Below are 21025 nucleotides of genomic sequence, written 5' to 3' on the forward strand. Positions count from 1 at the left end.
TAGCTAGTTGGGATTTTTCTTACATCCTCTACGTCGGGCTCGCGCCGCTAACCTTCGAACGTAGAGGTGGTTATGCCCACAAGAACGCAGCTCTGCTCTCCGTATACCTCGGAGACCTATCATGCCTGATGCTTACATTCCGGCGGTTTTCACCCGTCACAACCTCCATCTTCACGCCCTCTTGGTCGAAAACCAGGCTTGGTTCAGCACCTCCGATTTGGGGCGTTTGATGAGCAAGCACCTCGATGAGCGTATGACCCGCAAGCTTGACCCTGACCAGCGTCGGATGATGCTCGTGCATGTCCACGGCTTGACCGAAGAGCGTCTGATGCTGAGCGAGTCGGGTGTTTATGCGTTGCTGGTTTATCACTACTGCCCCGAGTACCGCTTGCTGCGTGAGTGGATCACGCATCAGGTGGTGCCTGCGCTGCGGGATGAGCGCTGCTCACATAAGGTGGAGCGGCCTACGTTGAGCGTGTTGGATTGGCCGAAGATGTCGCTCTGCATGCTGCACTGGCAGGATGAACCATGGATTCGCTTGCGGGATATGCCGGCGGTGTTGGTGGATGATCCGTTTAGCCAGCATGAACCCTGGTGGCGGAAAGCGTCGAGAGTTTTGCGAGGGTTTTGAGATTCAATCAGAAGCCGTCGTCCGTGTTCGGGCGGCGGTTTTTTGTTGGTCATATGGAATTGGGGCTGCTGCGCAGCCCAGCGGGAGCAAGCTCCCTCGCCACGGGGATGGGGCAAGGCTTCAGTCCGACTTCTACTGGAGATATTCAATGGCTGACGAATTCAAAAGTGAGGCCTTCGAGTCGATTCACAGCTCGGCCGAAGCACTGCTGAAAATCGGCGCTATCGACGAGGCGACCATGGGGGAATTCGACCAGGCTTGCATTGCTGAAGTGCCTGTTGACCCGCCTATTGGCGACGAGGCTTAGTGCCACGAATGGGCGCATTAGAGGCAGGCTTTTCCTGCCCAAGCGGCGGCGTGTAAATGGTTTGTGGCGCTCTGGTCAGCCCGAGACGCAGTCCGAACTTCCTCATGATGGCGTCAATGGTGCTGAGGGTCGGATTACCCTTGTCCTTCTCGATCTGGTACAGGGCTTTGGTCGACATCTTGCACATCAGTGCAAAGGTTTCCTGGTCCAAACCGGTGACCTCGAGTCGTAGCCGGCGAACGGCGGTTCCCAGGGTTTCGTTTCCCGTCGCGTGCTGGGTCGAGATATCTTCAAGCAGTGCCTGGCGACCTTCGGGGGTGTATTCTTTCATTGATTTTCTCGTTCGACCGGGCGCTCAGCTTTCAGCAATATAATTCCGGTTAGCCAAGGGTTTCACCGCGTAACCGGCATTATGATGCCGGTTGTCTTGGGGCCGCTTCGCAGCCCAGCGGGGCGGTGCGACGTTTCGCTAAATCCCCTCGCCACAGGGGCGGTGGCGGGTTTGGAGTAATCAGTGTTCTTGAGCCTGGGCAATCAACATTTGCTCATAGGGAGCACGAGGGTTCCAGGGGACCGCCCTCGAATCCATCGTTAATATTCGTCGAGGGTCTGGTTGAATTCCGCAGACATCCGGATCCTACCCTTCAACCGCCCAGGCTTGCGCACCCGTGATGTATCGAGATGAGGCCGCAGCTCCAGATATGGCTGGCCGGCTCTGGTGATCAGCACCTTGTCGCCACGCCATACACGTTCAGCCAGTTGGGAAAGTTGGGACTTGGCCTGGCGTATATCTACTTGCACCCGTTCACTCATAATCACCTCCCTAGGGTTCGCTAAGCTAGCCCACCCCGGAGATTTCCGATAGCCACCGGACGCCTCACGCCCGAGCAGCTTGGCCCTCCCGAAACCTCGGCTCACCTAAAGGCAACGGCGACCGCCCTCCCCCTCACCACGCTTCCCCCATTTATGGGAAACCGCCTTGCGCTCTTCGCTATAACCTTAGAAGCAACTGCGAATTAGACTTGCCGGAGTTAAGTCCGCGTTGTGATTAAGGAAGACAACATGCAAGAAATTTTCAGCATCAATTGGTTGCTTTGGCTATCGACCATGGTTCCGCTGACCCTGAGTGCGGGCCCCGGCAACTTGATGGTGGCGACGTCGGGTGCGCAAAGCGGTGTGCGTCGTTCGGTGCGGTTTATCGTTGGGCTCGACATTACTTACTTCCTGATCGCCGTGCTGGTCGGCTTAGGCCTTTATCACACGCTGATGAACAATCCGACGCTGGTATGGGCGCTGCAAGTGGTGGGCAGTTTCTACATCTTGTGGCTGGGTGTGCGCATGCTGCGTCGTCCACTGAAAGCGCCCACCGACAAGGCCATGCACCTGCAATTTCGGGACGGCATTGTTATACAACTGGGCAACGTGCAAGGGATCGTGATGTTGCTGGTGATGTTTTCCACATTCATGCCTTCCGGCGAGACCAGCAGCACTGTCGTGTTGATCCTCAGTGCGGCGCTGATTTCGCTGAACTTCTTCTCCCATGTCATCTGGGTGTCGATGGGTTCGACCGTACAGAAACTGATCCAGTCCCGCCCCAAATTGCTGATGTTTCAGAACGCTGCGTTCGGCCTGATGCTGATAGCGGTTGCGGTATGGATTTTCCTGCGCATCGGCCCGCTTTAAGGAGGCTCCCATGACCCAGACCCACGGAATTGTCTTCGCCGCCCCCGGGGCACCCAACGTCATGGAATTGCGCAAATATCCGCTGCGTACCACCGGCCCTGAAGAAATCACTGTGGCCATCGAAGCCGCCGGCGTGAACTTCATCGACCTGCACCGGCGCTCCGGCGCGCTGGACGATGGTTCAGCCTTCCCCCGGGGCTTGGGCATGGAAGGTGCTGGGCGTGTCGTCGAATGTGGATCGCAGGTGAAAAACCTGGCCATTGGCGATCGAGTGGCCTTCGTCGACAGCTCGACCGGCAGCTATGCCGGTCACGCGGTCGTTCGCGCTTCGCGGGCGATACGCTTGCCCGATGGTGTGCCGAGCGAAGTCGCGGCAGGCCTCATGTTCAAAGGGCTGACGGCCGAATACCTGACGCATCGCTGCGTGCCGCTGGCGCCTGGTGACTTTGTGGTATGGCACGCGGCGGCGGGCGGCGTGGGCAGCATTGCCACAAGCTGGCTGGTCGCTCGCGGTGTACACGTGATAGGTCTCGCTTCGACCGAAGCCAAACGCCGTCAGGTTCTGGATGTGGGGTGCATAGCGGCCCTCAATGCCGAAGCGCCAGACACACTGGGGTCGATCCGTGAATTGACCGATGGCAAAGGCGCCCATGTCGTATTCGACTCGATCGGTAAAGATACCGTAGAGCTGTCATTGGCGAGTTTGCGTCCGCGCGGCCACCTCGTGCTGTTTGGCAATGCTTCGGGCGACGTGACGGATTTCAACCTGTCCCGGCTCGGGCAAATGGGCTCGCTGCATGTGACGCGGCCGTCGTTGAAGCACTACATCGGCGGCGACGCTGAATTGACCCACGCGGCCGAACGGGTGCTGCAAGCAGTGGCCAGCGGCGCGATTCGTTTGCCGGCAATAGCGCACTTCCCCCTCGCGCTGGCTGCCCAGGCCCACTGCGTCATGCAATACCGTCAAACCCAGGGTTCATTGATTCTGGTGCCATGACCTCGCGGTAAGACGGTCGTCAGTGCATGCCGACCGCTTTGCCGTGAAACAGCTCCGTCAGATACTCCACCACTCGATCAACGCGGCTCACACCCTGGGTCGCCTGATTGCGCAGCAACCAGATTTCCGAGCGGCGAGCAGGGTGATTGGCCAACACCTGGCACAGACCGGACTGATGTCCGACATAGACGGGTAGCGCGGCAATCCCCAGATCGGCTTCGACGGCCTTGAGCTGCGCATTCAGGTTTGAAACGCGCATCCACAGCTTCTGGTCTCCGGCCATTTCGCTCAACCATTGGGCGAGCGGCATATACGACATTTCTTCGGTCCAGCCGATCAGGCTGTGGTGCTTGAGGTCGGCGGGTTCGGTCGGCAGACCGTTGGCATCGGCATAAGCCCGGGAGCAGAAAAGCCCCTGCATCAGGGTCCCGACCCGGCGCATGGTGAAGTTACCGTTCTCCGGTCTGCGCAAGCGGATAATGATGTCGCTGTGGCTCTGCGTGAGTTTCGACGAGACCGCCGAGTTAATGAAGTCGAAACTGATCTCCGGGTGCTGAGCATGAAATACCGCGAGTTGCGGAATGATCAAGTGCGTGCCCATCAGTTCCGGACAATCGATGCGCACCTGTCCCGCCATCCGATCACCCGGTTGCGACATTTGCCGCTCGATCAGTTTGAAACGCTCCTCCGTTTCCAGTGCCAATGGCAGCAACGCTCTTCCCGCTTCAGTCAGGAAGTAACCGTTGGTCTTCTTCGAAAACAATACCGTACCGAGCGATTCCTCGAGCGCCGCGATCTTGCGCGACACCGTCGAGGCCGAAACCTTGAGCGAGATTCCGGCCTCGGTCACGTTGTTCGATTTAGCCACGAAGATAAAAACCTTCAGATCATCCCAATCCATGTCGATGACATACCCAAAAATGGAAAATCGATCCCCACCTATTTCTATTCGAAATATCCAGAGGCCACGTTACAGTTTTTGCATGGAGCAAAACCCTAGAGGAAACATGGATGATACGTAACTCAATGCGCGCCCTTCCAGGGTTCATGCAGCCGTTTCTGAGTTGGCTGACAGCCAAGCCTCTGCCCGAAGACCTCGATAAAGTCCGACCTCTGAAGCCGTTCCACCATATCGTTGTGTCGGCGGGATTAATAGCCGGCGGCGCGCTGTTGGCCGGCATCGGTTATTCGCAGGCCAGCATTGCGCTGTGGCTGTTGGGCTTTGTCCTGGCCACCGGTGGCATCAAGCAGATGCAAGTGATGATCTGCCACAACTGCGCCCATGACATGGTCTTCGAATCGCGCGAGACCAATATGACCGTCGGCCGGATCATTTCCGGCGTCCTGATGCTCAAACCCTTCGATACCTACAAGAGCGAACACGCGCTGCATCACAGTTCGAAAACGCTGCTGACCGACGATGATGACACCCTCTCCTACCTGCAAAGTGTGGTGGGTTTGAAACCGTCCGACAGCATCGCCAGCATGTGGACCAAACTGGTCTCGACCGCGCTGTCGCCACTGGCCGTGCTGCGTTCGTGCTGGGGCCGATTGAAAGGCACCGCCACGGCTGAAAACCGCCGCGTCGCAGTACTGACCTTGGTCTTCTGGGCGGGCCTTGCACTGCTGTCGGCAGCCTTGGGCCATTTCGATCTGTTCATCGTGGCGTGGGTGATTCCGATCTTCGCCGGCTACCACATCAGCACCACATTTCGCCTGGCGGCCGAGCACACCTGGCCCAGCGTGGACGTACTGGAACGGCGCGGCATCGACTTCATTTGCGAAAGCACCACCGGCGTATTCATCGGCGAAGAACTGCGCATACCCCAAGGTGCGGGAACTGTTCGACGCTTCGCCCATATCAGCGTTTGGCTGATCAAGATGCTGGCGTTCCACTTGTTTGTCCGGGTGTTTGTGATGGTCGGCGATACACCGTGTCACGACTTTCATCACCGGCGCCCACGATCCAAAGAGTGGCCGAACTACATCACTGCCCGCGAACGCGACAGGATCGAAGGTTCCAAACCCTTTCCCACGAACTACGCCGAGACCTGGGGCTACATCAACTCGGTGACCACCAACTTTCGCAACTTTCAGCGGGCGCTCCCGTACTACGCAACCAGGACAGCAACTTAAAAAGGACTTTGACGATGACTTTCAGCAAAACCGCTCTGCTCACCACCGTGCCTTCGGATTCCCATAGCTGGAATCTGGTGTTCATGGAGTTCCTGCTCACGGACATGGGCTACAACGTCGAGAATCTGGGACCGAACACGCCCATGGATGAAGTGATCGCGCGGCTCAACCGCCACGCCAGCGCCATGGTTGTCGTCAGCACGGTCAATGGCCATGGCTACATCGAAGGCGCTGAACTCGCGCGGCGTATTCGTAGCGAAACCAAACACACCGACGGGGTGTATATCGGCGGCAAGATCTGCACCGAAAACGATCCTCGGACCATTGCCCGCCATAGCGACACACTGCGCGCCGCCGGTTTCGATGAGGTGTTCGACGACAGCGTGGCCAACAGCTTCGATGCCTTTCAGGAATTGGTGTCTGCCCAGTTGTATCCAGAGCATTACCTGGAGAAACGGATCGCTCGCTGACCCGTTGCACCCTTACCGATTCGCAGAAAAAGGCAGATCAGGATGATCGATTTCAACACCCATGTTCTTGAACGCTTCAACGCCCATGGCCCGGTGCTCCAGCCGCGAATGGGCTTCAGTGACCCCGCCCGGATGCAAGCCGGCCTGGAAGCCACGGCAGCGAGCCGGGCGAACACTGTGTGCACCATCACCCTTGATGCGTTCACCCGGGTAAACAATCTTGAAGCAGCGCAACGGGCCATCGACAGCGAATCGATGCTCAACGGTTATCCGATCGTCAACCATCCGCCAGCGCAAACCCGTGCCATGATCGACCAGATCGATGCGCGCTACCGCCTGCCAGTGCAGGTTCGTCATGGTTCACCCGACCCGTTGCACATTTTCGAGCGCATGGTCGAAGTCGGTCTGCCCACCACCGAGGGCGGGCCGATTTCCTATTGCCTGCCGTACAGTCGCACGCCGTTGCGCGAGGCGTTCGGGCACTGGGAGAAAGCCTGTCAGGTGCTGTCCAGCGGCGTCGACAACAGTCACATCGAAAGCTTCGCCGGTTGCATGATGGGACAGATGTGCGACCCGGTGATTCTGGTGGCGCTGAATATTCTTGAAGGGTTGTTCTTGCGCTCCCATGGCATCAAGACGCTGTCGTTCTCCTACGCTCAAGGCACCTCGCCGGTGCAGGATCGTGCGGCGGTGACAGCCCTCCAACAACTCGCGGCCGAATATTTTGCGCCGGGCAGCTATCACTTTGTCGGTTATGTGTTCATGGGGTTCTTCCCGCGCTCGCTTGGCGGTTTTTGCCGAATCACTGGCGATGCGCTGGCGATGATCCGCGCCACGGGTGTGCAGCGCGTGATCATCAAGACACCGGTGGAATCAAGGCGCATTCCCCGGGTAGAGGAAAATATCGCGGCGCTGGAGTACTGCGACTATTGCCTGAACACCGACGGCGTTTTACCGCAGATTCCGTTCGATTCCCAGGAACACGAACGCGTCCTGCGCAGCGCGAAACGCCTGATCGAAGGCACGCTGGCCCACGACAGCAACTTGTCCGAAGCCCTGCTCGGTGCCTTTGACAGTGGTTTTCTGTCGATCCCCTACTGCCTGCACCCCGACAACAAACGCGGCGCCGGCACCGTGCTGACGCCGGAAAGCTATTACCACGGGTTCCAGGGCGAGCGGGTGGAAAACGCCTTCTCGTTTCTGGCGGCGCTGAGACAGAACATCCGCACCTATGACTGCGTGCTTTGACCCTGGAACGACCCGCTCACTGCCTTAATTGGGGGCTGCTGCGCAGCCCAGCGGGAGCAAGCTCCCTCGCCACAGGGTTGGTGTCGAGCTGGGAATATCAATAAAGTCTCGGGCGCTGTCCATGGCTGGGGCATTGCTGCAGATTTTACATTGAGCTGAAAACAATCAGTGCAACCCACCCCGCCTCCCGCAATTAATATCCTTTCCCCCTCAAGGACCCGAGCCCTTCATGAAATTCGACCTCGCCTATTGCCGCAGCCTCGACGACAAGCTGTCGATCTATGACGTGCGCGATCTGAATTTCGACGAGACGGTGGCGTTCGATTCCGCGAAAGAACAGTTCCAGTGCCCCAACGATGCCTGTCGGACGGCGTTTGATGAGGAGAATCGGCTGACGACGCTCAATGCCAAGAGCGTCAATTACATTCGCACGCCACATTTCAAGAACCAACCAACGACCCAGCATATCGAGGGCTGTCCTTATGTCAGCCCGAAAACACCGGGGTTGGGTGCGCAGAGTGGCGAGGCGGAAACGGATGACGACCGCGAAGAGCATTTTCCGTCGGAGCTGTTGCTGACTCGGCGTCAGTACGTGCGTAAACCGTCCGATCTGCCGAAGGATGTCGAAGCGACTCGCCCTCCCCCCCTCTCTGCATCGTCCCACGGTGATGACACTCATTCCGCCCAGGACTCGACACCGGACAAGACCAGTGTCTTCGCCCACCCGGTGGAATGTTTCGTCTCGAATTTCGATAACAAGGATCTGCTCAAGCGCATGCCGCTGAAGATTGGCGAGCACACGGCGCCCTATGGATCGTTCTTCAAGAAGATCGACTACTTGCAGGACAACAAGGGCTTGATCTACTGGGGCAAGATCAAGGAGATCAAGGATTACACGCTGAGCTTTCGCATCGATTTCGAAGCAAAGGTCTGGTTCAAGCAAGCGGACGAGGCAAAGAAGAAGCCTTACTCAGTCAACGTTTACCTGAGCAAGAAGCTGATCGACAACTACCGCAAGCGCAAAGCGTTCCTGGAAGAAATCAAGCACGCCATCGACAGTGACGAGTCGTTGTATTGCTTCTTTTATGGCGTGACGCCGGAGTTCAAGCAGGTGCCGAGCAAGAAAAACCCCGACCAGACGTTCGGGGTGTTCAGCGCCAATATCGAGAACCTGGACCATTTTATTATTCGGGAGGCGCCGGGGTTGGCGGATCAATAGCCCCCTACCCCAGCAACATCCCCCCCATGACCAGCATCAACAACCCCACATACACCCGCGCATGCAGCCGATCCGGTATCCGCCCGATCCACGGCGTTGCCAGGCGGATGCCCAATAGCCCCCCGAGCGTGAGTACAGCGAAGGCCAGCAAGTCGACATAACCGACGAACCACGGCCCCAAGTCTGTTCCGGTGAAAGCGGCCAAGGCCATGTAGGTCACGGTGCCGGCCAAAGCGACAGGCAGGCTCAGCGGATTGGCCATGGACGTCGCCTGGGACATGTTCAAACCACATCGGCGCAGCAGCGGCACGGTCATGACACTTCCGCCGACACCCAGGAACGTGGCAATGATTCCGACAGCCGTACCACCCGACGTCGTCTCCATCGCCGACAGAGGTCGTGGGTCGGCATCCCTGGCGCGTGTCAGAAAACCTCGGCGCAACAGGCAATCCAGAATGGTCAGGCCCAAGTAGGCAATGAAGGCGTAGCGGATAATCTCGCCGCTCATCCAGGTGGCAGCCGTTGCGCCGAGGATCGCGCCCAGAGCGATGAAGGCGCCGAACGGCCACAAGTAATGACGAAGCAGCTGACCGGCGCGGTGATGTTTTCCAGTGGCAACCAAGGCGTTGACGATCATGACGCAGGTGGAAGTGGCCACGGCGATGTGCATCGCCGACTCACCGATAACGTCACCTGCGTGGCGAGCCATCAGCAGGCGGTAGATCAACGGCACCACGACAAAACCACCGCCGAACCCAAACAGCACGGCGGTCACGCCACTCAAGCAGCCGAAACAGGCGAGCAATACGTAGAACATCTAGGGAAGTCCGTGGAATGGGGAGGCGTCCACGATAGGTAAACGAAGGTTGGCCCGCTGTAGCAAACCGGCCAATAATGTTCGCGTTTACGCCAATCGCGAGTCACCCTTCGATGCGCAACACTTCGATCGATTTGCTGGATGCGACACCCAGGGCCGTCGTCGCCATTGGCACCGATTACCCCCACGGGCATCTGTTGCCGATGCACCATCATCGCCGGGCCCAACTGCTCTACGGTGCCACCGGGGTGATGCAGGTCGGCACGGCGGACGGCAACTGGGTGGTGCCGCCGCAACGGGCGGTCTGGATTCCACCGGGGGTCGACCATGAAGTGCTGATGCTGGGCGTGAGCACCCGTAGCCTGTACATCGAACCGGCTGCGGTTACGACCATGGACACGCGGTGCCAGGTCATCGGCGTGTCGCCCTTGATGCGCCAGTTGCTGATGGAAGCCGTGGCGCTTGCGCCGGACTACGACGAGGCTGGACGCGATGGCGCGCTGATCGATCTGCTGCTCCACGAACTGCTGCGCAGCACCCATCTGCCACTGCACCTCCCACTGCCCCAGGACCCGCGCCTGCTCGGCCTGTGCCGGGCGTTCCTGAAACACCCCGACACCCATGCCTCGCCCGTGCAATGGGCGGCGCAATTGCATATCAGCCTGCGCTCCTTCAATCGCCTGTTCAGCCGGCAGACCACGCTGAGTTTCAGCCAGTGGCGACAGCAGGCGTGTGTCATGGCGGCGTTGGCCCGTTTGGCCGAAGGGGATTCGGTGACGTGCATAGCCTTGGATCTGGGCTACGACAGCCCCGCTGCGTTTTCCACCATGTTCCGTCGGGTGCTGGGTCACGCTCCGAGCGCCTGGCTGGAGAAGACCACCGGTCATTGATCAAAAAATGAGATTGATCAGGATTCAAAACAACTGTACAAAAACACAGTATTTTTTGAATCCCACAGCTTTGGAGCACCCCATGGCCTCTCTCGCAATCAAAACCACCCTGGAACGCATCGCTGTCTATCAATTCACCCCTGCTCACAGTGCGCAGGCCCGAGCCATGCTGGGCTGGAGTGTCGAGGAGCTGTCCCGGCAATCCGGCGTCTCGGTCCAGGCCATCCGCCGCTTCGAGGCCGGTGGCGAGTTGCTCGATGTAACCCGCCTGGCCCTGGCGTTTCGCCTGGAGGCCGAGGGGCTGGTGTTCTTCCCCGGGTTCGCACCGGGGCGCGGCATGAACATCAAGGGCGCGACGCCGGACCCGATGGGGCGGCCCGATTACGCGATGATCGAATAACACCGTCTGCGCACATGCTAGGCGATACCGGCTCGGTCCGGGTACGCCGAGGGTTCTACGTCCAGCCACCAGGCGCGGCCACGTTGCGGCTGCGCCAGGGTGAATGCTTCGCCCATTTGCGGTGTGGTGATGCAAACGTTGCGCTCCCAGGCCAGGGCCAGGATGCGATCGAAAGGTTCATACCAGGCATGCATCGCCAAGTCGAACGTGCCGTTGTGGATCGGCAGCAGCCAGCGGCCCTTCAGGTCGATATGAGCCTGCAGGGTCTGCTCCGGCTGCATGTGCACATGGGGCCAATCGACGTTATAGGCGCCGGTTTCCATCAGCGTCAGGTCGAAGGGGCCGTATTGTTCGCCGATGCGTTTGAAACCCTCGAAGTAGCCGGTGTCGCCACTGAAGAAAATTCGCGTGGCGCCGTCGATCATCACCCACGAGGCCCATAAGGTGCTGTTGCTGTCGAACAGACCGCGACCGGAAAAATGCTGGGAGGGCGTGGCGATGAACTCGATGCCGTCCACCTCGGTGCCTTGCCACCAGTCCAGCTGACGCACCTTGCTGGCATCGACACCCCATTTGATCAGGGTATCGCCCACGCCAAGGGGGGCCAGGAAGTGGCGAGTCTTGGCCGCCAGCTTGAGGATCGCCTGATGATCGAGGTGGTCGTAATGATCGTGGGAAAGGATCACCGCTTCAATCGGCGGCAACTCTTCCAGGCTGATGGGCGGCTGATGAAAACGCTTGGGGCCGACCCATTGCACGGGTGAAGCACGTTCGGAGAACACCGGGTCGGTCAGCCAGAACTTGTCCCGCAGCTTGAGCAACACGGTGGAATGGCCGAGACGAAAGACGCTGTGATTGGGCGCGGCCAGCAACGCGGCGCGCGTCAGCGGTTGAACCTCGATGGCGCCCGCCGGCCGAGTAGCGCGCGGCTTGTGGAAGGTCATGTTCCAGATGATGCGCAGGGTCGTGCCGAACCCTTGCCGCGGAGTGAGGGCGTGATTGCGATACTTGCCCTGTTCGTGCTTGGATAAATGTTGGGCAGCCGGGCTATCGGTCGGAAAAGAGGGAATGGTCATGGTGCGATAACTCCAAGGACGTCGTCGCAATTGCGCTTCGCCGTTGTGGGACGCTGGATGGCCGTTGCATGCACGCTCAGCCGTTTGACACAGAAACTACACCACTCGGTGTAGTTTCTAGATTGCATGAATGCCGGGAGCAAGTAAACTGCCGAGTGTAAGTTCTCTCCTCTCAACCGACGAATGCCCATGACCGTACCGCAGCGCCTTACCGAGCGAAAACGCGAAGCCATCCTCCAGGCCGCGATTGCTGAATTCCGTAGCAGCGGTTTCGAGATCACCAGCATGGACAAGATCGCGGCGACTGCCGGCGTATCGAAGCGCACGGTGTACAACCATTTCCCCAGCAAGGAAGAGCTGTTTGCCGAAATTCTGAATCGGTTATGGAACAGCATCACCGCAGAACAGGACATGCCCTACAGCTCGCAAACGCCGCTGCGGGAGCAGCTTCAAACGTTGCTGCAAGCCAAACTGCGCCTGCTGGCGGACGAGAATTTCCTCGACCTGGCGCGCATCGCCATCGCCGCAACGATTCATTCCCCGGAACGGGCCCAGGACATGGTGTCGCGCATGGGCCAGCGTGAAGAAGGCCTGACGGCCTGGATTCGCCAGGCCCAGGCCGATGCTCGGTTGAAGCCCGTGGAGCCGGCATTTGCCGCCCAGCAAATGCATGGGCTACTCAAGACGTTCGCCTTCTGGCCGCAGGTTTCCATGGGGCAACCGAGCCTGACCCAGGAGGAGCAGGCCCGGGTGATCGAATCGGCCCTCGACATGTTCCTGAGTCGTTACCAGGCCTGATTGGCTGGCGCATCCCGCTGGATGAGGGACTACCGCATCGATGGGTTGTGCACGACCTTCTGGTGCATTTCGGTGGTCAAGCTGTCGATACGCTCGGTCAACGCCTTGGTCATTTCCGTCAGGCGGGTGTTCTGCTCCAACAATTGGAGCAACTGCGCCGTGTTCTGCGCGGCCTGGGCCTGGCGCTCGCTGTTGGCGACGGCCAAGGCTTCGCGATGTTGCGCATCGGCTTCCGCCTGGGCCTTGTCCCGAGCGGCCTGCCGGGTTTGCGCCAGCAAAATCAGCGGGGCGGCATAGGCCGACTGCAGGCTGAACGCCAGATTCAGCAAGATGAACGGGTAAGCATCGAAGTGAAAGACCCCCATCAGGTTCAGGCTGACCCATAGCAGCACGATCAAAGTCTGCGCACCGAGGAACATCGGCGTCCCGAAAAAACGCGCGAACGCCTCCGCCCTCAGCGCAAAGCGGTCATTGCCAAAAGTCGGCGCCAGATGAGCGTGAGGACGATGAAAACGCAAGTGGTCAACGGGTGCGGAGGGAGTGGTTTGGGAAGACTTCGTCATCGTGATGTTCTCTGCCAGGGCTGGTGCTCAAGGCACTATAACCGTTGGGGGATTGTCATCCATTGAGTCATGCACAGCCCGCGCGTTAAAAGTCAGCGCCACCGCAGATTGCGCCCCAACTCATCGAACAAGGTCACCACCGAACGCAAGGCCCGGCAATCCGGGCGGGTCAGAAGCCACAGAGCCGTGTCATATCCCTGCAACGGTTCACCGAGTGGCATCAGGCCCTGGTTTTCGTCGATCAGAAAGTCCGGCAGCGCCGCCACCCCCAAACCCGCCCGCACCAGTTCGGTGACCGAGAGCATGCTGTTGCAGCGATAGGCGGGCACTACGCCGGGTAAATGCTGACGACGCCAGGCCACGGTGGGGTGATCGGGGAGAAAATCGTCCGGCGCGATCCAGGTCATGGCGGCCAGGTCATCCACATTCGCCGAGCGCAGGTACGTGGCACCGGCACATACCCGGAACGTCACATTGCCGAGGTTGCGACCAACCAAGTGCTCCGGCGGCGTACGGGTCAGTCGCAACGCGATGTCGGCATCCCGGCGGCTGAGGTTGGCGAAGTCATTCGAGGTGCTCAACTCGAGGCTCAACGCCGGATAAGCAGGCATGAAACGCGCCAGCGCCGGCAGCAACAACGCTTGCAGGACCGAATCACTGCACGTCAGGCGCACCGTCCCGCTGATGACCTCGCCGCCCTGCTCCACCCCCACTCGCGCCGCCTCCAAGGCCTGCTCGGCGCGTTCGGCTTGTTCGGCCAATGCCTGGGCCAGGCTCGTGGGCAAGTACCCGGAACGGCTTTTCTCGAACAAGGGCTGGCCCAGGGCTGCCTCCAGCCGACGTACCGAACGAAACACCGTGGACACGTCCACCTGCAGCAGCCGAGCGGCTCGGGCCAGCGAGCCACCCCGGACCAGCGCCAGGATCAGGGACAGATCGGGATAGTCCAGACGATAGTGCGTTGCTGCATTGATCACTTGGATAAACGCCAATATTGATTGCGTGAACGCCAATCTATAGTGGCCACCAGGAATCAACAAGCGGCGAGCTCCCATGGAAAAACAGCATGCGTTAAACATCGCCCTGGTCGGCGACCACGATCCACACATCACCGCTCACCGGGCGATCCCCCGCGCACTTGAGCTGGCAGGCACACAAACCGGCCATGCCCTTCGCCTGCAATGGCTGGCAACGCCGCTCATTACCGACAACGCTGTGCTGGAGGGTTTCGACGGTGTCTGGTGTGTGCCCGGCAGCCCCTACCAAAACGAAGCCGGCGCCTTGCAAGCCATTCGTTTTGCCCGCGAACAGCGTCGCCCTTTCCTGGGCACCTGCGGCGGTTTTCAGCATGCCGTGCTGGAATATGCCCGTCACGTGATGGGCTGGGTCGACGCCGTCCATGGTGAAACCTCTCCCGAGGCTGAACGGGCGCTGTTGACGCCGCTGAGCTGCGCCCTGGTGGAAACCATCGACAGCCTTCAACTCGAGGCGGGCTCGTTGATCGCCAAGGCCTATGGCCGACAGACCGCGTTCGAGGGCTACCATTGCCGCTTCGGGGTCAATCCGGACTTTGAAAAAGACTTGCTGAGCCAGCGCCTGCACGCCGTCGCCCGGGATTCGGCCGGCGACCTGCGAGCGGTGGAGCTGCAGGACCATCCGTTCTTTGTCGCCACGCTGTTCCAGCCTGAACGAGCCGCGCTGGAAGGCCGGGTGCCGCCGCTGGTCCGCGCGTTTGTCGAAGCCTGCGCAAGGAAAATGTCATGAGCGCCCACTGTTACGCCGTGATTTTCACCTCCCTGCGTACCGAAGGGGACCAAGGCTACACCGAAGCCGCCGAGCGCATGCTGGCCCTGGCCCGGGAGCAGCGCGGATTTTTAGGTGTCGAATCGGCCCGTGGCGACGATGGCCTGGGGATTACTGTGTCGTATTGGAGCGATGAAGCCGCGATCCTGGCCTGGAAGCAGCATCCCGAACACCGCGCGATCCGTGAGCGCGGTCGCTCAACCTGGTACACCCATTGCCATACGAGGGTGTGCAAGGTCGAACGGGACTATGCCTTCCAACGCCCAAACTAATACCAGGACACCAATCCTTGTGGGAGCGAGCTTGCTCGCGATGGCGGTATGTCAGTCACGGTGATGTTGGCTGATCCACCGCTATCGCGAGCAAGCTCGCTCCCACAGGGTTTCTGTTCAGTTCAAGATCGAGGCCTCAGCCTTCCACCAACTGCCGCACCGCCACGATTTCCGGCAGATCGCTGCGGGCCATGTACACCCGCAAAGGTTCGGTGAGGTTGATGCGGTCGTCGATGTTCTGGTCCAGCAACAGCTGGATCCGCTCGCGCTTGAGGGCCATGGCGCCGTCTGCTGCGGGGGCCCAGACAAATTCGCTGGTGGGAATGATGCCGTCGTCGGCCACGTCCATGCCGAAGGCGTCTTCGCTGAACCGCACGATGTACTGGCCGGTCTTGCGGTTCAGGCCGACAAAACCCTTGAGCTGGTCGGCGGCCTGGCAGATGAATGTCGAAGTGGTGCGCATGGTAAACCTCATGGATGCGTCCCTCGGGACGTCTGATCAATGGTTTACACGCAGGGCAAGCGGATGCTGAAATTAAGGTTTCCCTCTGCGGGGAAACTGATGCCGCCAAGATTACCGTAGACCGACCTGAAAAAGCACCGCAACAGAGGAATTCGTCCCGACCTGGATTAAATGAGCTCGATGAGCCGGGCAGTTCCCGGCTCATCGGATCAGTGCCTCGTCACGGTCTGAATGTTGGATGGACCAGTTTCAAGGAAGCTTGCTCATAGGCATAGGCAAATCCCAATACCCCGGCGTCTTGCCACATGGACCCGATAAACGATATGGAAGTTGGCTCACCCTCCGGCTCTACACCAGACGGTACGGTGATGATCGGGTAGCCTGCGATGGCAGCGCTCGGCTGGGAGATATAGTCATAATCGGCCACCATGACATCCAGCGTGTGATTCTGGAATTGAGTGTCGATGAGGCTTTTGAAACTTGCCCGTATCGGCAACCATAGAGCATCAACTTGTTCTTCACTTAACGTTTGCGCGTTGATTTGCTCAAGCATCCCCTGGCCATGGTTCCCTTCCACCGGATTTTGCTCGTTGAAATCTATCAACGTTTCAATAGACGTAATTGGCAACCCGCTACGAGTACTCAAGTAAGTCTGCAGTTCGAGCTTCATCGCCGCTGCCAATACTTGAACGTAGTTGCTCATGTCTGGAAGGCTCAGCGTCACCGGAACAAGGGTAGCGCCATTATCCCTGAGGGTTTTTACCGCCGCGCAATATTGAGGGCTGAGGTCGTGCACCATCCCGTTACCCAAATCACATTGCGACCGCTTCACGCTCTTCACGACGGGAAACAGCGGAAACGCGCCGAGATGTTTCTCGCCTTCATCCAGGACCACCCCAATGCGTTTGCCTTGCAACGCCTCGGTGGATAAAGCGCTGGTGTAATCGGTGCCTTGCGGTGCATTGCCGGTCAGTGGGTCGGCTGGATCGGAGCCTGCCAACTGGTACAGCAGCAAAGCGGCATCATAGACGTTGCGCGCTATTGGCCCGGGGGTGTCCTGCCGCCGGGTGATTGGAACGACACCCGAGCGACTCAGCAATCCAAGGCTGGGTTTGAAGCCTACGACCCCATTGACGGCGGATGGGCAGATGATCGAGCCATTGGTCTCGGTGCCCACCGAAATGGGCGCAAAACCCGCAGCCACACTAGCCGCCGAGCCGGAGCTGGAGCCACAGGTACCTGCGCTTAAAACATGAGGATTGAGTCCTTGCCCACCTCGGCCGCTCCACCCTTGTGGCACCCTCAGGTCCCTCATTCCAGCCCATTCGCTCATGTTGGCTTTGCCCAGGATAATGGCGCCAGCGTCGCGTAGCCGCTGGATGACGAAGGCGTCCTGCGCGGCCGGCATCCCTACCATCGCCAGTGAGCCGGCAGAAGTCTGCATCTGGTCCGCAGTGGCGATATTGTCCTTGATCAATACCGGTATACCGTGCAGCGGACCTCGAACGTTACCGCTTGCACGCTCACTGTCGCGTAACGCTGCATCTGCCAGGGCCTGAGGATTCAGTTCGAGAACAGCCTTGAGGTGAGGTCCTTCCTTATCCAGCGTCTGGATCCGGTTATTCAAATAGTTCACCAGTTCCACCGAAGTCAGCTGGTTGGCAGTCAATCTCTGATTGAGTTCCGTGACACTCAAATACTCGTAGGCCTGCGTGGCATGTTCAGTTGTTTTTGCCTGGGCTTGGACAGTGATTGCAAGGCAAGATAAAAACCCGAGCTTAGCTATCCACAACGTTCTTTTATTACTCATGTCGATCCTTTGGCATGGAGAATACAAGCGAACTGTTTCGCTCTGCCGCGCATAGTAAGAGTCGAAAAAAACAGAAGCACTGCCAGAACCGTTAGGCGATATTGCTCGATTTTTTTAGCCAAGCCCGACAACACAGGGAACTACGCCGTACACACTGTTTCAGCGAGCGAATCGATGGAGGGATAGGAATTTTCTTGTAAATATTCAGAATGATCGACGCCGGACTCCACCCCTTTTAATACACGAAAATCGCTGAGCCAAGCGGTCTGCATAGCAGTCTCAGGCGAGGGGAAAATTGCATTGCGCAGGTTTAGGTCGGTTTGGCGATAGCGCCGAACGCGTTCAATTGTTAAAAGAGAAGCCTTTGAAAATCACGAAAGGATCTCGAGCATGCCTGTCACCTTCACCCGCAGCGCCTTGGTGCTGAGCCTGTTGCTCGGCTTTGGCCAGACACAAGCCTCCGAAGCCCCGAGCCCCAAGGCCCTGGCAACCCTTCAAGGCATTCCGCATCCGGCGGTCATTGCCCACCGCGGTGCCTCGTTCGACGCGCCGGAATCCACCGCCGCTGCCTACAAGCTAGCTCGCGACCTGGGCGCCGACTATCTGGAACTGGACCTGCAACGCAGCAAGGACGGAGTGTTGTTCGTCCTGCATGACGACAGCCTGCTGCGCACCACGGATGTCGCCACCAAGTTTCCCGAACGCAAGGACAGCACCGCCAACGAGTTCACCATGGCGGAACTCAAAACCCTCGATGCCGGCAGCTGGTTCAACACCGCCTACCCGGACCGCGCCCGCCCTTCGTTCGCCGGCCTGAAGATCCTCACCCTCGATGAAGTGATCGACATTGCCCAGGGCAACCCACAGCACAAACCGGGGCTGTATATCGAAACCAAAGAGCCGAAGTTGTTTCCCGGCATCGAACGTGACCTCAAGGACAAATTGCAGGACCGTGGCTGGTTGAGCCCCTCCGGCTCCAAGCTCGCAAAAAGCGCCACCGGGGTCGGCCAAGGCAAGGGCAAGGTGGTCTTGCAAACCTTCGAGAAGAGCAGCCTGGAACTGTTGCACAAAGAGATGCCGAAGGTGCCGAAGATCCTCTTGCTGTGGGTCGGCGAGGGCAACATCGAACCCAAGTCCAAGGTGCCGTTTGCCGAATCCGGTGAAACGGACAAGGCGGTCTACTATGCCAAGCAGGAACCCAAGGACAGGGCGGAATTCGAGAAATGGGTCCAGTACGCCAAGGCCCAGGGTGCAGTGGGCACCGGTCCGTCCGCTGCCTTGACCCATGGCGGCAGCCAGAGTTACTCGGATCTGGTGCAGCCGTGGATGAACCAGTACACCCATACCCAGGGTTTGCTGGTGCATGTCTACACCGTGGATGAGCCGGTGGACTTCAAGAAAGTGATGGACGCTGGCGTCGATGGCATTTTCACCAACCGTGCCAGTGAGTTGCTCAAGTACTTCAAGCGTCCCGAAACAGGCAGTGTGACGCAACTGTTGGAGAAGAACGGCTACTGAGTCGAAAGACGTTTCCAGGAAACGTGCTTCAAGTTTTTTCGAATTAAGGGTGAATTAAGTTGCCAGAGATAATCTGAACCCACTTAAACGACTCACCCCTTAATGACACCAAGGAAAGACATATGAAAACTTTGACTGCCCTGTTCACCGCTGCCGCCCTGACCCTCACCGCTGGCCTGGCCCAGGCTGACGTTCGAATCGACCAGGTTCCGCAACTGGTCAAGGAAGGCAAGATCAAATCCCTGGAATCGATGAACGCAGAAGCCCTGAAGTTGCACCCAGGTGCCACCATCACCGACACCGACCTGGATAACCACTTCAACGGTTATGAGTATGAAGTGGAACTGAAAACCGCCGATGGCAAAGAGTTTGACGTTGACTTCGACGCTACAACCGGCAAAGTCCTGAGCAACAAGCAAGACACTTGATCCATCGACAAAAAAGAGCCGCGCAACTTTCGAGTTGCGCGGCTTTTTGTTTGGCGTATGTGAAAATCCGCTATCAACTCCACAGGTCCAGCACCGCGACATACCTGTCACAAAACCTTCAAGAAAGCTTGCAATGATGCCGCTCAAGTGAACCTGTTGTCGCCGCGACAGGCACTCCCCGCCAGCGAGCCCTCATGAACCACAGCATCGACCAAAGCCATCGCGATCCTGACCTGTTCGGCCTGCTCTACGGCTTTCGTTTCCGCCCCGGCGAGCGTGGCAAGGAGATCGATTCGGCCCAGGCCCTGCAAAGCCTGCAACAACCGCAAGACCCGGATGAGTTTCTCTGGCTGCACCTGAACCTGGCTCACGCAGCGTGCGAACGCTGGATGAAAAGCCACCTGGCCCTGCCCGAGGAGTTTTTCGAAGCCCTGCACGAAGGCTCACGCTCGACCCGGATCGAACATGTCGACTCGGCATTGCTGGCCGTGGTCAACGATGTGGTGTTCAACCTCAGCAACCTGGTGTCCTCGGATGTCTCCACGTTGTGGGTTTGCGTGCACAGTCGGTTGATCATCAGTGCGCGCCTGCAACCTTTGCATTCGGTCGACAAGCTGCGCTCATCGGTCAAGGCCGGCGAGAGCTTTCGCTCACCGCTGGAACTGCTCGTGCATCTGCTGCGCGACCAAGGCGAAGTGCTGACTCAGATCGTGCGCAAGACCAGCCTCAGCGTCGACCAGATCGAAGATCAATTGCTCTCTTCACGACTGTCCACCAACCGCTCCGAGTTGGGCGCCCAGCGCCGCGTGCTGGTGCGCCTGCAACGCCTGCTGGCCCTGGAGCCAGGCTCGTTGCTGCGCTTGCTCAACCGCCCGCCGCAATGGTTGCAGAAGGAAGACGTCAAGGAGCTGCGCAAGTCCACCGAGGAGTTTGCCCTGATCATCAACGACCTCACCGCCCTGGGCGAGCGGATCAAGCTGCTGCAGGAAGAGATCGCTGCCAACCTCAACGAACAAAGCAACCGTACGCTGTTCACCCTGACAGTGGTCACGGTCCTGGCGCTGCCCATCAACATCATTGCCGGTTTCTTCGGCATGAACGTCGGCGGCGTACCGCTGGCGAGTGACCCCGAGGGCTTCTGGATCCTCGTGGCGCTGGTGGCAACCTTTACCGTGATTGCAGGCCGATGGGCGTTTCGCAAGCGACGCGACTATTGAGCATGACCTGTCCAGACAACTCCTTTTGTCGGCATGCCTGGATTTAAAAGTCTTTTTGTCATTTCTCCTGGGGTATCCTGCCCACGCTTTGTAAAAGCGCGGATCTACCAGATCTATCCACAGACTTTGCGAGGAGCGCGATATGCACGAGATCCCTAATCTCCCCTTCCCAAGCCTGCACGACACTGAGCAGACGACCACGCTACAAGCCGGGGGGCAACCTGATGCCCAGCAACCCGAGCCCAAGGAAGCCACTGAACGCCGCCAGGCCGACAGCGA

25 protein-coding genes are annotated in these 21025 nt (G+C 58.9%); 16 read left to right on the plus strand and 9 right to left on the minus strand.

Annotated features, from left to right (window positions below; translation table 11 throughout):
* Positions 1–121: 121 nt before the first annotated feature.
* Positions 122–631: a Bro-N domain-containing protein gene (locus J4E53_RS06965; RefSeq protein ID WP_103308572.1), complete on the plus strand. Its 510-nt coding sequence runs from the start codon at positions 122–124 to the stop codon at positions 629–631.
* A 148-nt stretch (positions 632–779) separates the two neighbouring features.
* Positions 780–938: a DNA-binding protein gene (locus J4E53_RS06970; protein WP_103308573.1), complete on the plus strand. Its 159-nt coding sequence runs from the start codon at positions 780–782 to the stop codon at positions 936–938.
* Here the strand turns inward: J4E53_RS06970 and J4E53_RS06975 are convergent.
* Entirely contained in the window at positions 919–1269 is a 351-nt protein-coding gene (locus J4E53_RS06975) for a helix-turn-helix domain-containing protein (protein WP_092333538.1), read from the minus strand. The two genes, J4E53_RS06970 and J4E53_RS06975, sit on opposite strands and share 20 nt — an antisense overlap.
* Before the next feature lie 260 nt (positions 1270–1529).
* Positions 1530–1751, minus strand: a complete 222-nt coding sequence (locus J4E53_RS06980) for a type II toxin-antitoxin system Phd/YefM family antitoxin (protein WP_103308574.1) — start codon at positions 1749–1751, stop codon at positions 1530–1532.
* Positions 1752–2000: 249 nt separating this feature from the next.
* On the opposite strand from J4E53_RS06980, the gene J4E53_RS06985 reads away from it, so the two are divergent.
* Both J4E53_RS06985 and J4E53_RS06990 read left to right on the plus strand, forming a co-directional pair.
* On the plus strand, positions 2001–2621 hold the full coding sequence (locus tag J4E53_RS06985) for a LysE family translocator (RefSeq protein ID WP_092201650.1): 621 nt from the start codon (positions 2001–2003) through the stop codon (positions 2619–2621).
* Positions 2622–2631: 10 nt separating this feature from the next.
* Complete coding sequence (locus tag J4E53_RS06990) at positions 2632–3618, plus strand: quinone oxidoreductase (protein WP_256587160.1); 987 nt, start codon at positions 2632–2634, stop codon at positions 3616–3618.
* 19 nt (positions 3619–3637) lie between these two features.
* On the opposite strand, the gene J4E53_RS06995 is transcribed toward J4E53_RS06990, so the two are convergent.
* Positions 3638–4519 (minus strand): LysR family transcriptional regulator, encoded by an 882-nt coding sequence (locus J4E53_RS06995; RefSeq protein ID WP_060740994.1) that lies wholly within the window; start codon positions 4517–4519, stop codon positions 3638–3640.
* Between the two features lie 110 nt (positions 4520–4629).
* Here J4E53_RS06995 and J4E53_RS07000 point away from each other — a divergent pair, with 110 nt between their 5' ends.
* The 4 genes from J4E53_RS07000 to J4E53_RS07015 all read left to right on the plus strand — a co-directional run bounded on the left by J4E53_RS07000 (position 4630) and on the right by J4E53_RS07015 (position 8691).
* Positions 4630–5754 carry a fatty acid desaturase gene (locus J4E53_RS07000; RefSeq protein ID WP_177431698.1) on the plus strand — a complete coding sequence of 375 codons (1125 nt, stop codon included), beginning with the start codon at positions 4630–4632 and terminating at the stop codon, positions 5752–5754.
* A gap of 14 nt (positions 5755–5768) precedes the next feature.
* Complete coding sequence (locus J4E53_RS07005; RefSeq protein ID WP_060740993.1) at positions 5769–6224, plus strand: cobalamin B12-binding domain-containing protein; 456 nt, start codon at positions 5769–5771, stop codon at positions 6222–6224.
* Between the two features lie 42 nt (positions 6225–6266).
* Positions 6267–7472 carry a methylaspartate mutase gene (locus J4E53_RS07010; protein WP_060740992.1) on the plus strand — a complete coding sequence of 402 codons (1206 nt, stop codon included), beginning with the start codon at positions 6267–6269 and terminating at the stop codon, positions 7470–7472.
* A 229-nt stretch (positions 7473–7701) separates the two neighbouring features.
* Positions 7702–8691, plus strand: coding sequence for a hypothetical protein (locus tag J4E53_RS07015; RefSeq protein WP_060740991.1), 990 nt, complete (start codon positions 7702–7704; stop codon positions 8689–8691).
* A gap of 4 nt (positions 8692–8695) precedes the next feature.
* Here the strand turns inward: J4E53_RS07015 and J4E53_RS07020 are convergent, their stop codons facing one another.
* Positions 8696–9508 carry a sulfite exporter TauE/SafE family protein gene (locus J4E53_RS07020; protein WP_103310877.1) on the minus strand — a complete coding sequence of 271 codons (813 nt, stop codon included), beginning with the start codon at positions 9506–9508 and terminating at the stop codon, positions 8696–8698.
* Between the two features lie 113 nt (positions 9509–9621).
* Between J4E53_RS07020 and J4E53_RS07025 the strand changes: the two genes are divergently transcribed.
* A complete protein-coding gene (locus tag J4E53_RS07025) occupies positions 9622–10398 on the plus strand; it encodes a helix-turn-helix domain-containing protein (RefSeq protein ID WP_060740989.1) in 777 nt (258 codons plus the stop codon).
* An 82-nt stretch (positions 10399–10480) separates the two neighbouring features.
* A complete protein-coding gene (locus J4E53_RS07030) occupies positions 10481–10798 on the plus strand; it encodes a helix-turn-helix transcriptional regulator (protein ID WP_060740988.1) in 318 nt (105 codons plus the stop codon).
* A 17-nt stretch (positions 10799–10815) separates the two neighbouring features.
* Here the strand turns inward: J4E53_RS07030 and J4E53_RS07035 are convergent, their stop codons facing one another.
* Entirely contained in the window at positions 10816–11874 is a 1059-nt protein-coding gene (locus J4E53_RS07035) for an MBL fold metallo-hydrolase (RefSeq protein WP_103310875.1), read from the minus strand.
* 189 nt (positions 11875–12063) lie between these two features.
* Between J4E53_RS07035 and J4E53_RS07040 the strand changes: the two genes are divergently transcribed.
* Positions 12064–12672 (plus strand): TetR/AcrR family transcriptional regulator, encoded by a 609-nt coding sequence (locus J4E53_RS07040; RefSeq protein ID WP_060740986.1) that lies wholly within the window; start codon positions 12064–12066, stop codon positions 12670–12672.
* Between the two features lie 29 nt (positions 12673–12701).
* Here J4E53_RS07040 and J4E53_RS07045 read toward each other — a convergent pair whose 3' ends face one another.
* Both J4E53_RS07045 and J4E53_RS07050 read right to left on the minus strand, forming a co-directional pair.
* A complete protein-coding gene (locus tag J4E53_RS07045; protein ID WP_060740985.1) occupies positions 12702–13235 on the minus strand; it encodes a DUF1003 domain-containing protein in 534 nt (177 codons plus the stop codon).
* 92 nt (positions 13236–13327) lie between these two features.
* Positions 13328–14275, minus strand: coding sequence for a LysR family transcriptional regulator (locus tag J4E53_RS07050; protein WP_060743146.1), 948 nt, complete (start codon positions 14273–14275; stop codon positions 13328–13330).
* 13 nt (positions 14276–14288) lie between these two features.
* On the opposite strand from J4E53_RS07050, the gene J4E53_RS07055 reads away from it, so the two are divergent.
* Positions 14289–14999 (plus strand): CTP synthase, encoded by a 711-nt coding sequence (locus J4E53_RS07055; protein ID WP_103310874.1) that lies wholly within the window; start codon positions 14289–14291, stop codon positions 14997–14999.
* A complete protein-coding gene (locus tag J4E53_RS07060; RefSeq protein WP_103310872.1) occupies positions 14996–15310 on the plus strand; it encodes an antibiotic biosynthesis monooxygenase in 315 nt (104 codons plus the stop codon). The genes J4E53_RS07055 and J4E53_RS07060 overlap by 4 nt, the downstream gene beginning before the upstream one ends.
* 136 nt (positions 15311–15446) lie before the next feature.
* On the opposite strand, the gene J4E53_RS07065 is transcribed toward J4E53_RS07060, so the two are convergent.
* On the minus strand, positions 15447–15773 hold the full coding sequence (locus J4E53_RS07065) for a DUF2025 family protein (RefSeq protein ID WP_060740982.1): 327 nt from the start codon (positions 15771–15773) through the stop codon (positions 15447–15449).
* A 220-nt stretch (positions 15774–15993) separates the two neighbouring features.
* Entirely contained in the window at positions 15994–17583 is a 1590-nt protein-coding gene (locus J4E53_RS07070) for an amidase family protein (protein WP_103310870.1), read from the minus strand.
* A 390-nt stretch (positions 17584–17973) separates the two neighbouring features.
* Between J4E53_RS07070 and J4E53_RS07075 the strand changes: the two genes are divergently transcribed.
* The 3 genes from J4E53_RS07075 (at position 17974) to J4E53_RS07085 (ending at position 20746) form a co-directional block, all read left to right on the plus strand.
* Positions 17974–19101: a glycerophosphodiester phosphodiesterase gene (locus tag J4E53_RS07075; RefSeq protein WP_060740980.1), complete on the plus strand. Its 1128-nt coding sequence runs from the start codon at positions 17974–17976 to the stop codon at positions 19099–19101.
* A 122-nt stretch (positions 19102–19223) separates the two neighbouring features.
* Entirely contained in the window at positions 19224–19529 is a 306-nt protein-coding gene (locus tag J4E53_RS07080) for a PepSY domain-containing protein (protein WP_060740979.1), read from the plus strand.
* 194 nt (positions 19530–19723) lie between these two features.
* On the plus strand, positions 19724–20746 hold the full coding sequence (locus J4E53_RS07085) for a transporter (RefSeq protein ID WP_060740978.1): 1023 nt from the start codon (positions 19724–19726) through the stop codon (positions 20744–20746).
* Positions 20747–21025 lie beyond the last annotated feature (279 nt).

This window comes from Pseudomonas sp. FW305-28, from assembly GCF_017351395.1.
GTDB classification, from domain to species: Bacteria; Pseudomonadota; Gammaproteobacteria; order Pseudomonadales; family Pseudomonadaceae; genus Aquipseudomonas; species Aquipseudomonas fluorescens_AA.

Coding starts and splice junctions, on each gene's coding strand:
- J4E53_RS06965 (WP_103308572.1), top strand. CDS start 122: ATGCCTGATGCTTACATTCCGGCGGTTTTCACCCGTCACAACCTCCAT.
- J4E53_RS06970 (WP_103308573.1), top strand. CDS start 780: ATGGCTGACGAATTCAAAAGTGAGGCCTTCGAGTCGATTCACAGCTCG.
- J4E53_RS06975 (WP_092333538.1), bottom strand. CDS start 1,269: ATGAAAGAATACACCCCCGAAGGTCGCCAGGCACTGCTTGAAGATATC.
- J4E53_RS06980 (WP_103308574.1), bottom strand. CDS start 1,751: ATGAGTGAACGGGTGCAAGTAGATATACGCCAGGCCAAGTCCCAACTT.
- J4E53_RS06985 (WP_092201650.1), top strand. CDS start 2,001: ATGCAAGAAATTTTCAGCATCAATTGGTTGCTTTGGCTATCGACCATG.
- J4E53_RS06990 (WP_256587160.1), top strand. CDS start 2,632: ATGACCCAGACCCACGGAATTGTCTTCGCCGCCCCCGGGGCACCCAAC.
- J4E53_RS06995 (WP_060740994.1), bottom strand. CDS start 4,519: ATGGATTGGGATGATCTGAAGGTTTTTATCTTCGTGGCTAAATCGAAC.
- J4E53_RS07000 (WP_177431698.1), top strand. CDS start 4,630: ATGATACGTAACTCAATGCGCGCCCTTCCAGGGTTCATGCAGCCGTTT.
- J4E53_RS07005 (WP_060740993.1), top strand. CDS start 5,769: ATGACTTTCAGCAAAACCGCTCTGCTCACCACCGTGCCTTCGGATTCC.
- J4E53_RS07010 (WP_060740992.1), top strand. CDS start 6,267: ATGATCGATTTCAACACCCATGTTCTTGAACGCTTCAACGCCCATGGC.
- J4E53_RS07015 (WP_060740991.1), top strand. CDS start 7,702: ATGAAATTCGACCTCGCCTATTGCCGCAGCCTCGACGACAAGCTGTCG.
- J4E53_RS07020 (WP_103310877.1), bottom strand. CDS start 9,508: ATGTTCTACGTATTGCTCGCCTGTTTCGGCTGCTTGAGTGGCGTGACC.
- J4E53_RS07025 (WP_060740989.1), top strand. CDS start 9,622: ATGCGCAACACTTCGATCGATTTGCTGGATGCGACACCCAGGGCCGTC.
- J4E53_RS07030 (WP_060740988.1), top strand. CDS start 10,481: ATGGCCTCTCTCGCAATCAAAACCACCCTGGAACGCATCGCTGTCTAT.
- J4E53_RS07035 (WP_103310875.1), bottom strand. CDS start 11,874: ATGACCATTCCCTCTTTTCCGACCGATAGCCCGGCTGCCCAACATTTA.
- J4E53_RS07040 (WP_060740986.1), top strand. CDS start 12,064: ATGACCGTACCGCAGCGCCTTACCGAGCGAAAACGCGAAGCCATCCTC.
- J4E53_RS07045 (WP_060740985.1), bottom strand. CDS start 13,235: ATGACGAAGTCTTCCCAAACCACTCCCTCCGCACCCGTTGACCACTTG.
- J4E53_RS07055 (WP_103310874.1), top strand. CDS start 14,289: ATGGAAAAACAGCATGCGTTAAACATCGCCCTGGTCGGCGACCACGAT.
- J4E53_RS07060 (WP_103310872.1), top strand. CDS start 14,996: ATGAGCGCCCACTGTTACGCCGTGATTTTCACCTCCCTGCGTACCGAA.
- J4E53_RS07065 (WP_060740982.1), bottom strand. CDS start 15,773: ATGCGCACCACTTCGACATTCATCTGCCAGGCCGCCGACCAGCTCAAG.
- J4E53_RS07070 (WP_103310870.1), bottom strand. CDS start 17,583: ATGAGTAATAAAAGAACGTTGTGGATAGCTAAGCTCGGGTTTTTATCT.
- J4E53_RS07075 (WP_060740980.1), top strand. CDS start 17,974: ATGCCTGTCACCTTCACCCGCAGCGCCTTGGTGCTGAGCCTGTTGCTC.
- J4E53_RS07080 (WP_060740979.1), top strand. CDS start 19,224: ATGAAAACTTTGACTGCCCTGTTCACCGCTGCCGCCCTGACCCTCACC.
- J4E53_RS07085 (WP_060740978.1), top strand. CDS start 19,724: ATGAACCACAGCATCGACCAAAGCCATCGCGATCCTGACCTGTTCGGC.